Below are 12,708 nucleotides of genomic sequence, written 5' to 3' on the forward strand. Positions count from 1 at the left end.
GCTGGCGCCTACGGGTCATTGTTCGGCCAGCGCCGCCTGGCTGTCCCAGCCGCCGCCAAGCGCCGCGATCAACTGCACGCTCGCCACCAGCCGCCCCTGCAGCAACGTCAGCACGCTACGCTCGTTGCTCAAGGCTGTGGTCTGCACATTCACTACATCCAGGTAGCCGATCAACCCGGCCTTGTACTGGTTCTCGGTCAGGCGCAACGACTCGCGCGCCGCCTCCAGCGCTTCCTGGCGCACCACCGCCTCATCGCCGTACACCTTCAACTGCACCAGGTAGTTCTCGACCTCCTTGAAGCCATCCAGCACGGTCTGGCGGTACTGCGCCACGGTCTGGTCATACACCGCCACGGTGCGGTCCACCTCGGCGCTGCGCTTGCCGGCATCGAACAGGTTCAGCGCCAGTTGCGGACCGACCGACCAGTAGCGGTTGGGCAGTTCGATCCAGTTCTTGAAGCTGCTGCTGGAATAACCGCCACTCATGCTCAGCGACAGGTCAGGGAAGTACGCGGCGCGCGACACGCCGATATTCGAGTTGGCCGCCATCACCTTGCGCTCGGCGGAGGCGATGTCGGGGCGGCGCTCCAGCAACTGCGACGGCAGCGTCACGGGAATCTGTGGCAACGCCGGGATGTCGTTGCTCGCAGCCAGGGCGAAATCGGCTGGCGCCTTGCCCATCAGCACGGCAATGGCGTTTTCGTACTGCGCGCGCTGCCAGGCCAGGTCGATCAGGTCGGCCTGGGTGGTCTTGAGCTGGGTGCGCGCCTGGGCCACGGCGTCCGGCCCGGCCACGCCGGCGCGGTACTGGTTCTGGTTCATTTTCAGCGACCGTTCGTAGGCCGCCACGGTGGCCTCGAGCAGGCGTTTCTGTTCGTCGATCACCCGCAATTGCAGGTAATTCTGCACCAGCTCCGACTGCTGGCTGAGGCGGATCGCCGCCATGTCGGCCAGGCTGGCTTCGGCGCTGGCCTCATTGGCATTGAGGGTGTCGCGCAGCTTGCCCCATAGGTCGATCTCCCAACTGACGCCGAGCTGGGCGTTGTAGGTGTTGCGAATACCGCTGCTGTTGTTGGACAGGCTGGAACTGGAACTGCCGGTGCCCTGCGCCGAGCGGTTCTTGCTGGTGGTCAGGTCCAGCGAGGGGAACAGCGCCGAACGGCTACTGCGCACCAGGGCCTGGGCCTGGCGGTATTGCGCCTCGTACTGGGCCACGGTCTGGTTGCTGCGATTCAGTTCCTCGATCAGGCCGTTGAGCTGCGCATCGCCGTAGATTTCCCACCAGGCGCCGCGGGCGATGGCGTCCGAGGGGTTGGCCTGGGTCCAGCCTTCGGCCTGCTTGAACTGCGCCGGGGTGCTCAGTTCTGGCCGCTGGTAGTCCGGGCTCAGGGTACAGGCACTGAGCATCGCCACGCACAAGCCGGCGCCGAGCAGGCGCGAGCCACGCCCCTGGGTCAGCAGCTTGAGGGCGCGGTGGATGCGGGTATGGGCAAAGTTCATAGCGGGGTATCCAGGGCAGCGTCGGTGCGCACGCCGCGCCAACGGTTGAAACGGTGGCGCAGGCGGTCGAGGTACAGGTAGACCACCGGCGTTGTGTAGAGGGTCAGGAGCTGGCTGAACACCAGCCCGCCGATGATGGTCAGACCCAGCGGCTGGCGCATTTCGGCGCCTTCGGCGCGGCTGAGCAGCAGCGGCAGCGCGCCGAGGATGGCCGCCAGGGTGGTCATCAGGATCGGTCGCAGACGCAGCAGGCAGGCGCGCCGGATCGACTCTTCCGGCGACAGGCCATCATGACGCTCCAGTTGCAGGGCCAGGTCGATCATCAGGATGGCGTTCTTCTTCACCACGCCGATCAGCAGGAACAGCCCCAGCAGCGAGATCAAGCTGAACTCGCCGCCGGTCAGGTACAACGCCAGCAAGGCGCCGACCCCGGCCGACGGCAGTGTCGAGAGGATGGTCAACGGGTGGATGTAGCTCTCGTAGAGGATGCCCAGCACCAGGTACACCAGCAGCAGCGCGCCAAGGATCATCAGCGGCTGCCCTTCGGCGGTCTTGCTGAAGGCATCGGCGGTGCCGCCGAGCTTGGCGATCACCGACTCGGGCAGGCCCAGCTTGGCCACCGCGCGCTCCAGCGCCGCCATGGCCTGGTCGGGGCTGTAGCCTTCGGCGACGTCGAAGGCGATGTCCTCGGAGGCGAACTGGTCTTCATGGCTGACCCGGTCGTTGGCCAGCGAGTTCTCGTAGCGGGCAAAGGTCGACAGCGGCACACGGGCGCCATCGGCGGTGATCACCTGCACCTGCTCCAGGGTGCTGGGGTCCCAGGCATGCTTGGGGTTGATCTCCAGCACCACCTGGTACTGGTTGAGGCTGTCGTAGATGGTCGAGATCTGCCGCTGGCTGTAGGCGTTGTTGAGCACCGCGGTGACCATGGCCATGTCGATCCCAAGGCGCTTGGCCTGGTCGCGATCGACCACCAGGGTCACCTGCTGGGTGCCGGCGCCGTCATGGGCGTCGATGGCGGTCAGCTCGGGCAGCTTGCGCAGTTCGGCGGTGACTTTCGGGAACCACTCGCGCAGTGCGGCCAGGTCGCCACTCTGCAAGGTATAGAAGTACTGCGAGGTGCTCTGGTCGCGGCCGCCGCCACCCAGCTGCAGGTCCTGGTCGGCCATCAAATACAGGCGCCCGCCCGGCACCTTGGGCATTTCCTTGCGCAGGCGTTCGATCACCTTCTGCGCGTTCTCCTTGCGTTCGGCGATGGGTTTCAGGCGCACCAGCATGAAGGCATTGTTGGTGCCACTGTTGCCGCCGATGAAACCGGCCACGCTCTGCACCGCCGGATCCTTGAGCAGTGCCCGGCGGTAGATCTCCATTTTCGGCTGCATCACGGTGAACGACAGGCCATCGTCGCCGCGGATGAAGCCTTGCAGCTGGCCGGTGTCCTGCTGCGGCATCAACGTCTTTGGCACCACCACGTACAGGGCGATGTTGAGGCCGATGGTCGCCAGCAGGCTGAACAGGGTCAGGCGCCTGTGCCGCAGGGCCCAGCCCAGGCTGCGGTCATAGCCGGCGACCATGCGCTGGTGAATGCCGTCGCTCCAGCGCTGCAGGCGCGTCTGCTGCTGCGGGCCATGGACCTTCAACCAGCGTGAGCAGAGCATCGGCGTCAGGGTCAGCGACACCACCAGCGAGACGATGATCGCCGCCGCCAGGGTGATCGAGAATTCCTTGAACAAGCCGCGAACGATACCGCCCATGAACAGGATCGAGACAAACACCGCCACCAGCGAGACGTTCATCGACAACAGGGTGAAGCCGACTTCCCTGGCGCCCTTGTAGGCGGCCTGCATTGGGTTCTCGCCGTTCTCGATATGCCGGGAGATGTTCTCCAGCACGACGATGGCATCGTCCACCACCAGCCCGGTGGCGAGGATCAGCGCCATCAGCGACAGGTTGTTCAGCGAAAAGCCGCACAGGTACATGACTGCGAAGGTACCCACCAGCGACACCGGCACCGCCAGGCTGGGGATCAGCGAGGCGCGGAAATTGCCGAGGAACAGGTACACCACCAGGATCACCAACACCACGGCGATCAGCAGGGTGTGCTCGGCTTCCTTGAGGGTGGCCTTGATCACCGGCGAACGGTCCATGGCCACGTTGAGCTTGACGCTGGCCGGCAGCAGCGATTGCAGGGCCGGCAGCTCGGCCTTGATCTGCTCGACGGTCTGGATGATGTTGGCCCCGGACTGGCGATTGACCACCAGCAGCACCGCGCTTTCATCGTTGAAGAAGCCGCTGTTGTAGCGGTTTTCCACGCCGTCGCTGACCCGGGCCACGTCGGCCAGGCGCAGGATCGCGCCGTTCTGCTGGCGGATCACCACCGGCTTGTAGTCCTCGGCCTTCTCCAATTGGTCGTTGGCGCGCACCTGCCAATTGCGCTCGGCATCCTCGACGAAGCCCATGGGCCGGCGCTGGTTGGCGTTGGCCACCGCGCTGCGCACGTCGTCCAGGGCCAGGCCGTACTGGTTGAGCAACTGCGGCTCCAGCTCGATGCGCACGGCGGGCAGCGAGCTGCCGCCGATCTGCACCTCCCCTACCCCGGTGACCTGGGACAGGCTCTGCGACAGGATGGTGTCGGCCAGGTCGTACAACTGGCCCTTGGACAGCACCTCGGAGGTCAGCGACAGCACCATGATCGGTGCCTGGGACGGGTTGATCTTCTTGTAGGTGGGCATGCTGCGCATGCCGCTGGGCAACAGGTTGCGGGTGGCGTTGATCGCCGCCTGCACCTCGCGAGCGGCGCCGTCGATGTCGCGGCCCAGGTCGAAGCCGATGATCACCCGGGTCGAGCCCTGGTTGGAGCTGCTGGTCAGGGTGGTGACCCCGGCGATGCTGCCGAGCTTGCGCTCCAACGGTGTGGCCACGGTAGAAGCCATGACCTCGGGGCTGGCGCCGGGCAGGCTGGCTTGCACCACAATTACCGGGAAATCCATCTGCGGCAGTGGCGACACCGGCAACAGGCCGAAGCTCACCCCGCCCAGCAGCATGATCGCCAGGCTCAGCAGCATGGTCGCGACCGGCCGGCGAATGAAGGGTCCGGAGAGATTCATGCTTCAGCCTGCTGCCGCTCGCCAGCCGGTCGCCAACGCCGCGCCAGGCGATCGAAGTACAGGTAGATCACCGGCGTGGTGAACAGCGTCAGCACCTGGCTCACCAGCAGGCCGCCGACCATCACCAGGCCCAGCGGCTGACGCAGCTCGGCCCCCGAGCCGCTGGCGAGCATCAGCGGCACGGCGCCGAACAGCGCCGCCAGGGTGGTCATCAGGATCGGCCGGAAGCGCAGCAGCGCCGCTTGGTAAATCGCCTCACGCGGGCTCATGCCCTGGTGACGCTCTGCTTCCAGGGCGAAGTCGATCATCATGATGGCGTTCTTCTTGACGATGCCGATCAGCAGGATGATGCCGATGATGGCGATCATGCCCAGGTCGTTGCCGCTGAGCAGCAGCGCCAGCAAGGCGCCCACCGCCGCCGAAGGCAGCGTCGAGAGGATGGTCACCGGGTGGATGTAGCTCTCGTAGAGCACCCCCAGGACGATGTACATGGTCACCACGGCGGCGAGAATCAGCAGCAAGGTGCTCGACAACGAGGCCTGGAACGCCTCGGCGGCGCCCTGGAAGCGGGTCTGCACCCCCAGCGGCATGCCGATGTCCCGTTGTACCTGCTCGATCACCTGCACCGCCTCGCCCAGGGAGGCGCCGGGGGCCAGGTTGAACGACATCATCACCGAGGGGAACTGGCCGATGTGGGAAATGGCCAGCTGCGCCTGGCGCTGCTCGATGCGCGCCAGCGCCGACAGACGCACCTGGCCGCCGTCGGCGGCCTTGACGTGGATCGACTCCAGCGCAAGCGGGCCAAGGCTGGCGGCGGTCTGCGACTGCAGCACCACGCGGTACTGGCTGGCCTGGGTATAGATGGTCGAGATCTGCCGCTGGCCGAAAGCGTCGTACAGGGCGTTGGTGATCTGTGCCACGCTGATCCCCAGGCGGCTGGCCATGTCGCGGTCGATCACCAGGTACACCTGCAGGCCTTTGTCCTGCAGGTCGCTGGCCACATCCTGCAACTCGGCGCGATCCTTCAGCGCGCGCGCCAGCTTGCCGCTCCACTCGGCCAGCAGGTCGGCGTCGGGGGACGACAGGCTAAACTGGTACTGGGTGCGGCTGACCCGGTCCTCGATGCTCAGGTCCTGGACTGGCTGCATGAACAGGCGGATGCCCACCAGCCGGTCGAGTTGCGGCTGCAGGCGGGCGATCACCTCGGCGGCGCTGACGTCGCGCTCGCCATGGGCCTTGAGGTTGATCAGCAGACGGCCGCTGTTGAGGGTGGCGTTGTCGCCGTCCACGCCAATGTAGGACGACAGGCTCTGCACCGCTGGGTCTTCCAGGATGACCTTGGCCAGCGCCTGCTGGCGCTCGCTCATGGCGCTGAACGAGGTGGCCTGGGGGGCTTCGGAAATGCCCTGGATCACGCCGGTGTCCTGCACCGGGAAGAAGCCCTTGGGCACCATCAGGTACAGCACCACGGTCAGTGCCAGGGTGGCCACGGCCACCAGCAGGGTCAGCGGCTGGCGCTTGAGCACCCAGCTCAGGGCCGTGCCGTAATGCTCGATCAGCCAGTCGATCCAGGCCCCGCTGGCACGGTAGAAGCGGCCTTGCTCATGTTCCTCGGGCTCGCGCTTGAGCAGGCGCGCGCACATCATCGGCGTCAGGGTCAGCGACACCACCAGCGAAATCAGGATGGCCACCGCCAGGGTGATGGCGAACTCGCGGAACAATCGGCCGACCACGTCGGCCATGAACAGCAGCGGAATCAGTACCGCGATCAGCGAGAAGGTCAGCGAGATCAAGGTGAAGCCGATCTGCCTGGCGCCCTTGAGCGCGGCCTGCAACGGCGTCTCGCCCTCTTCTATGTGGCGGGAAATGTTCTCCAGCATGACGATGGCATCGTCCACCACGAAACCGGTGGCGATGGTCAGCGCCATCAGCGTCAGGTTGTTGATCGAGAAGCCGGCCAGGTACATCACGCCGAAAGTGCCGACCAGCGACAACGGCACGGCGATCGACGGAATGATCGTCGCCGAGACGCGGCGCAGGAACAGGAAGGTCACCATCACCACCAGGGCAATGGCGAACAGCAGCTCGTGCTGCACGTCGCGCACCGCGGCGCGGATGGTCTGGGTGCGGTCGGTGAGCACGCTGACATCGAGGCCGGCCGGCAGGTTGTCGGTGATCGACGGCAGCAGGTCCTTGATCCGGTCGACCACTTCGATGACGTTGGCCCCGGGCTGGCGCTGGATGTTCAACAGCACCGCCTCGTTGTGGTTGGCCCAGGCGGCCAGGCGCTCGTTCTCGGCGCCATCGACGATCTCGGCGACGTCTTTCAGGCGCAACGGCGCGCCATTGTTGTACTTGAGGATGAGCTCGGCGTACTCGGCCGGCGAGCGCAGCTGGTCGTTGGCGTCGAGCATCGATACCCGGGTCGGGCCGTCGAAGTTGCCCTTGGGCTGGTTGACGTTGGAGGCGCCGATCAGCGTGCGCACGTCGTCCAGGTTCAGGCCGTTGGCGGCCAGGGCATCGACATTGACCTTGATGCGCACCGCCTGGCGCTGGCCGCCAGCGATGCTGACCATGCCCACGCCGCTGATCTGGGCGATCTTCTGCGCCACGCGGGTGTCGACCAGGTCGTTGAGTTTGGGCAGCGGCATGGTTTTCGACGAGATCGCCAAGGTCAGCACCGGGGTGTCTGCCGGGTTGACCTTGTTGTACACCGGCGGCGCCGGCAGGTCGCTGGGCAGCAGGTTGCTGGCGGCGTTGATCGCCGCCTGCACCTGTTGCTCGGCGACATCCATGTTCATGTCGAGGTTGAAGCGCAGGGTCAGCACCGAGGCGCCGCCCGAGCTGGTCGAGGCCATCTGCTCCAGCCCCGGCATCTGGCCGAACTGGCGCTCCAGCGGCGCGGTCACCGCGCTGGTCATCACCTGCGGGCTGGCGCCGGGATACAGGGTCATGACCCGGATGGTCGGGTAATCGACCTGGGGCAAGGCCGCCACCGGCAGCATCTTGTAGGCGATCAGGCCGGCCAGGACGATGGCCAGCATGCTCAGGGTGGTGGCGACCGGCCGCAGGATGAACAGGCGCGAGAGGTTCATGCGCCCGCCTTGGAGCTCGACTCACCGACCTGGACCGAGCCCTTGGCATCCTGGCCCTGCAGGTGCTGGCCGGGGGTGGTGGGCACTTGCGAGCTGTCGTCGACCACTTCGACCTGGGTGCCTTCGCGCAGGCGGTCGGTGCCTTCGAGCACCAGGCGCTCGCCGGCGGCCAGGCCCTCGGCGATCACGCTGCGCTCACCGTCGCTGGCGCCGACTTTGAGCTTGCGGATAGTGACCTTGCTGTCCTTGTCGACCACATAGGCGAAGGTGCCATCGGTGCCGAACTGGATCGCCGCGGCCGGCGCCAGCACCACCTGCTTGAGGGTGTCGGCCAGCAGGCGCACGTTGACGAACTGGTTGGGGAACAGCGCGTGGTCGCGGTTCTGGAAGGTGCCCTTGAACTTCAGGGTGCCGGTGGTGATGTCGATCTGGTTGTCGAGGCTGCCCAGCACGCCGCTGGCCTGCAGCTTCTGGTCGCCGCGGTCCCAGGCCTCCACCGCCAGGCTGGCGCCGCTGCGGTAGCGGGCCAGTACGGTGTCGAGCTGGGTTTCCGGAAGGGTGAAGGCGACGCTGATCGGTTCGGTCTGAGTGATCACCACCAGCGCGGTGGTGTCGTTGGCTGCCACCAGGTTGCCCAGGTCGAGCTGGCGCAGGCCGACGCGACCGCTGATGGGCGCGCGGATCTGGGTGAAATCGAGGTTCAGGCGGGCATCGTTGACCTGCGCCTGGTTGGTCTTGACCAGCCCGAGGAACTGCCCCACCTGCGCCTCGGCGGTGTCGAGGGTCTGCTTGGCGATGCTGTCCTCGGCGTACAGGCCTTTATAGCGGGCCAGGTCGACCTGGGCGTTCTTCAACTGCGCCTGGTTCTGCGCCAGGGTGCCCTCGGCCTGTTGCAGGGCGATGCGGTACGGGCGCGGGTCGATTTCGGCGAGCAGGTCGCCGGCCTTGACCTGCTGGCCTTCCTTGAAGTGGATCTTGACCAGCTCGCCCGCCACGCGGCTGCGCACATTGACCGTGCTGGTCGCGGTGACGGTGCCCAAGGCCTTGTAGTACAGCGGGAAGTCGCCCACCCGCACCGGCTCGACGCGCACCGGCACCGGGTCGGCGGAGGCGCCGAAGCCCGGCCGCCCACCCTTGCCCGGCCGCCCGCTCGCCTCCTTGTGGGTCGGGGTTGCAGGCCACAGCCACCAGGCCAGCAAGGCCACCAGCAGCAGGATCAGCAGGCCGAACAGCCAGCGACGGGGGGAACGGGAGTTGGAGGCATGCATGGGTCGAACGAACCTTGTTCAGAGAAAGACGGCGTGAAGAGCGTGAACGATAAGCACTGGCATCGTTTTAGCAAAGGGGCTTTACCAGTGCTTTACCTTTGGCTGACGTTGGCAAAAGCGGCAATTTTAAATGAAAACGGCCTGGAGCAGGGTCCAGGCCGTAACCGCGTGTAACCAGGCCCGCGGGCAAGCCCGCGGCCACAGGGTGGCGCGACTTACTTCAGCACGGCCAGCACCGCCTCGTAGTTCGGCTCGTCGGCGATTTCGCCCACCAGCTCGGCGTGCAGCACCTTGTCCTGCTCGTCCAGCACCACAACAGCACGGGCGGCCAGGCCGGCCAGCGGGCCATCGGCGATGGCCACGCCGTAGTTGTGCAGGAACTCGACACCGCGCAGGGTCGACAGGTTCTTCACGTTCTCCAGGCCTTCGGCGCCACAGAAACGTGCCTGGGCGAACGGCAGGTCGGCGGAGATGCACAGCACCACGGTGTTGGCGAGGTCATTGGCCTGGGCGTTGAACTTGCGTACCGAGGTGGCGCAGGTCGGGGTGTCGACGCTTGGGAAGATGTTCAGCACCTTGCGCTTGCCGGCGAAGTCTTTCAGCGATTTGTCGGACAGGTCGCCGGCAACCAGGGAGAAGGCTGGCGCCTTGGCACCGACCTTGGGCAGCTCGCCTTTGACCTGTACCGGGTTGCCTTTGAGAGTCACTTGAGCCATGGCGGAAATCCTTATGCGGGTTTGGAAATAGACCCCGAGTTAAGCATGAAGCCGCGCAAGTGCCTATAAGCAAAGATGAAATTGTTGCATTGCCAGACAATTATCGTGGCCAAAAAAATGCCCAGGTGGCGACAAGCCACCTGGGCATTTCGCCGTCAGCGCGGTATCAGGCCAGCAGGCCGTACACCACCGAGGTCAGGGCCACCAGGCCAACGACCACCACGAACAGGTTGGACAGCGCGCCGCTGTACTGGCGCATCGAGGGTACGCGGCGAATGGCGTACATCGGCATCAGGAACAGCAGCACGGCGATGATCGGCCCGCCGAGGGACTCGATCATGCCCAGGATGCTTGGGTTGAGGGTGGCGACGATCCAGCACACCACCAGCATCAGCGCGGCGACCACACGATCCAGGGCCTTGGCGCCCGGGCGCATGCCGGCCTTGGTAATCATGCCCTTGAGGCCTTCGCTGGCACCGATGTAGTGGCCCAGGAACGACTTGGCGATGGCGATGAAGGCGATCAACGGCGCGGCGAAGGCAATGGCCGGTTGCTCGAAGTGGTTGGCCAGGTACGACAGGATCGACAGGTTCTGTGCCTTGGCCTCGGCCAGTTGGGCGCTGTCGAGGGTCAGCACGCAGCTGAACACGAAGAACAGCACCATCAGCACCATCAGCAGGTGGGCGCGACGCAGGATCTGGCCGCTGCGCTCATCGGCATGCTCGCCGTAGCGGCGCTTCTGGTCGACGGCAAAGGCCGAGATGATCGGCGAGTGGTTGAACGAGAACACCATCACCGGGATCGCCAGCCACACGGTATGCAGGAAGGCCGACCCCGACGGCACCTGGGTGGCGGTGTCGAGGATGCCACCGGTCCAGTGCGGCACCAGGTACAGCGCCAGCAGCGCCAGGGCGACGATGAACGGATAGACCAGCAGGCTCATGACCTTGACCGTGGCCTGCTCGCCGCAGCGCACGATACCCAGCAAGCCGAGGATCAGCAGGAACGACAGGATCGCCCGCGGCGGTGGCGCCATGTGCAACTGGTGCTCCATGAAGCTGCTGACGGTGTTGGTCAGGGCCACGCTGTAGATCAGCAGGATGGGGAAGATGGCGAAGAAGTACAGCACGGTGATCAAGGCACCGGCAGTGATGCCGAAGTGCTCCTCGACCACGTCGGTGATGTCGCCGCCCTTGCTCCCGGAGAGCACGAAGCGGGTCAGCCCGCGGTGGGCGAAATAGGTCATCGGGAAGGCCAGCGCGGCGAGCACCAGCAACGGCCAGAAGCCGCCGAGGCCGGCGTTGATCGGCAGGAACAGGGTCCCGGCGCCGATGGCCGTGCCGAACAGGCCCAGCATCCAGGTGGTGTCTTGACGCGACCAGCTGCCGAGGGTGGCGGGGGTCGATTCTACAAAGCGTTGTTCAACGCTTGGGGCCTGCTCATTCATTCCGGGTGAAGCTCCACTCGCAAGACTGCAACAGGCTGAGAATGGCGAAATAGACGTTTCGCCCAACTCAACCGGGGAAGAGAGGCGCGATTGTGCATGCAAAGGTTGCACTTGGGGAAGCCCCGCCCGAGGGACGGTTGCACTTGTCTTTACAAGAAAGGAAAACCCGGACAGCCTCGTTCGCCGGCAAGCCGGCTCCTACGGGACGCGTAGGAGCCGGCTTGCCGGCGAACGGCTGGGTTACTTCTGCACGGCGGCAAACGCCTCGGCCACCTGGCGCAGGTTGGCCGGACGCAGGCCGGACATGCACACCCGGCCGCTGTCGATCAGGTACACCCCGAACTCGTCACGCAGGCGACGCACCTGCTCGACGCTGAAGCCGGTGTAGCTGAACATGCCGCGCTGGCGCAGGAAGAACTGGAAGTCCTGGCCCGGCAGCAGCTCGCCAAGCAGGTCGACCAGGCCCTGGCGCATGGCCAGGATACGCGTGCGCATCACTTCGACTTCCGCCACCCACTGGGCGTTGAGGCCGGCATCGCCGAGCACGCCGGCCACCAGTTGCGCGCCAAAGAACGGCGGGCTGGAGTAATTGCGGCGCACGGTGGCCTTGAGCTGGCCGAGCACGCTGGCGGCGCTGTCGGCGTCGTCGCAGACCACCGACAAGCCCCCTACCCGCTCGCCGTACAGCGAGAAGATCTTCGAGAACGAGTTGCTCACCAGGCACGGCACGCCGGCACGGGCCATCTCGCGGATGGCGTAGGCGTCGGCCTCCAGCGATTCGCTGAAGCCCTGGTAGGCGATGTCGAGGAACGGGATCAACTGGCGCGCCTTGACCACTTCGATCACCTGCTGCCACTGCTGCTGGTCGAGGTCGGCACCGGTGGGGTTGTGGCAGCACGGGTGCAGCAGCACGATGCTGTTGGCCGGCAGGGTCTGCAGGGTGTCGAGCATGCCGGCGAAATTGACGCCACGGCTGGCCTGGTCGAAGTACGGGTAGCTGTGCACCTTGAAACCGGCGCCTTCGAAGATCGCCCGGTGGTTATCCCAGGTTGGGTCGCTGACCCAGACCTCGGAACCGGCGAAGTAGCGCTTGAGGAAATCGGCGCCGACCTTCAGCGCGCCGGAGCCGCCGACGGTCTGCACGGTGGCCACGCGGCCAGCGCTGACCGCGGGGTGCTCGGCGCCGAACAGCAGGGCCTGGATCGCCTGGCGGTAGCTGGCCAGGCCTTCCATGGGCAGGTACAGCGAGGCTTCGTGGGGTTGCCCGGCCAGGCGCTTTTCCACCTCGGCCACCGCCGCCAGCTGCGGTACCACGCCCGCTTCGTCGTAGTACAGGCCGATGCTCAGGTTGACCTTGTCGGCGCGGGGATCGGCCTTGAAGGTTTCCATCAACGAGAGAATCGGGTCGCCGGCATAGGCATCGACATGTTTGAACACAGCGTGCAGCTCCTTGGTACGGATGGGTCGCGAATAGAAGATGACATCGAGAATACCGCCTGCCAGCGCGGGTTACATCCCCTGGCCGGCAATCGTCTATGGCAGCGTTGCAATGAGCGGCTGTCAACTCGCGTTCAG

7 protein-coding genes are annotated in these 12,708 nt (G+C 65.7%); all 7 read right to left on the reverse strand.

Annotated features, from left to right (window positions below; genetic code table 11):
* Positions 1–15: 15 nt before the first annotated feature.
* The 7 genes from E3U47_RS04250 to E3U47_RS04280 all read right to left on the reverse strand — a co-directional run bounded on the left by E3U47_RS04250 (position 16) and on the right by E3U47_RS04280 (position 12,570).
* The gene (locus E3U47_RS04250; RefSeq protein WP_134689760.1) at positions 16–1,500 is read right to left on the reverse strand and encodes an efflux transporter outer membrane subunit; all 1,485 of its coding nucleotides are present in this window, start codon (positions 1,498–1,500) and stop codon (positions 16–18) included.
* Entirely contained in the window at positions 1,497–4,607 is a 3,111-nt protein-coding gene (locus tag E3U47_RS04255; protein ID WP_134689761.1) for a multidrug efflux RND transporter permease subunit, read from the reverse strand. Before E3U47_RS04255 ends, E3U47_RS04250 begins: the two co-directional genes overlap by 4 nt.
* Positions 4,604–7,702: an MdtB/MuxB family multidrug efflux RND transporter permease subunit gene (locus tag E3U47_RS04260; protein WP_134689762.1), complete on the reverse strand. Its 3,099-nt coding sequence runs from the start codon at positions 7,700–7,702 to the stop codon at positions 4,604–4,606. Before E3U47_RS04260 ends, E3U47_RS04255 begins: the two co-directional genes overlap by 4 nt.
* Positions 7,699–8,970: an MdtA/MuxA family multidrug efflux RND transporter periplasmic adaptor subunit gene (locus E3U47_RS04265; RefSeq protein ID WP_134689763.1), complete on the reverse strand. Its 1,272-nt coding sequence runs from the start codon at positions 8,968–8,970 to the stop codon at positions 7,699–7,701. The genes E3U47_RS04260 and E3U47_RS04265 overlap by 4 nt, the downstream gene beginning before the upstream one ends.
* 215 nt (positions 8,971–9,185) lie before the next feature.
* On the reverse strand, positions 9,186–9,686 hold the full coding sequence (gene tpx / locus E3U47_RS04270; RefSeq protein ID WP_134689764.1) for a thiol peroxidase: 501 nt from the start codon (positions 9,684–9,686) through the stop codon (positions 9,186–9,188).
* Between the two features lie 166 nt (positions 9,687–9,852).
* A complete protein-coding gene (locus E3U47_RS04275) occupies positions 9,853–11,133 on the reverse strand; it encodes a serine/threonine transporter (protein WP_134689765.1) in 1,281 nt (426 codons plus the stop codon).
* 240 nt (positions 11,134–11,373) lie between these two features.
* A complete protein-coding gene (locus E3U47_RS04280) occupies positions 11,374–12,570 on the reverse strand; it encodes an amino acid aminotransferase (protein WP_134689766.1) in 1,197 nt (398 codons plus the stop codon).
* Between the last annotated feature and the right edge of the window lie 138 nt (positions 12,571–12,708).

Source organism: Pseudomonas sp. RIT623, assembly GCF_004519305.1.
GTDB lineage: Bacteria > Pseudomonadota > Gammaproteobacteria > Pseudomonadales > Pseudomonadaceae > Aquipseudomonas.

Excerpts from the sequence above, each read along its gene's own strand:
- E3U47_RS04250 (WP_134689760.1), bottom strand. The coding sequence starts at position 1,500 with ATGAACTTTGCCCATACCCGCATCCACCGCGCCCTCAAGCTGCTGACC.
- E3U47_RS04255 (WP_134689761.1), bottom strand. The coding sequence starts at position 4,607 with ATGAATCTCTCCGGACCCTTCATTCGCCGGCCGGTCGCGACCATGCTG.
- E3U47_RS04260 (WP_134689762.1), bottom strand. The coding sequence starts at position 7,702 with ATGAACCTCTCGCGCCTGTTCATCCTGCGGCCGGTCGCCACCACCCTG.
- E3U47_RS04265 (WP_134689763.1), bottom strand. The coding sequence starts at position 8,970 with ATGCATGCCTCCAACTCCCGTTCCCCCCGTCGCTGGCTGTTCGGCCTG.
- tpx (WP_134689764.1), bottom strand. The coding sequence starts at position 9,686 with ATGGCTCAAGTGACTCTCAAAGGCAACCCGGTACAGGTCAAAGGCGAG.
- E3U47_RS04275 (WP_134689765.1), bottom strand. The coding sequence starts at position 11,133 with ATGAATGAGCAGGCCCCAAGCGTTGAACAACGCTTTGTAGAATCGACC.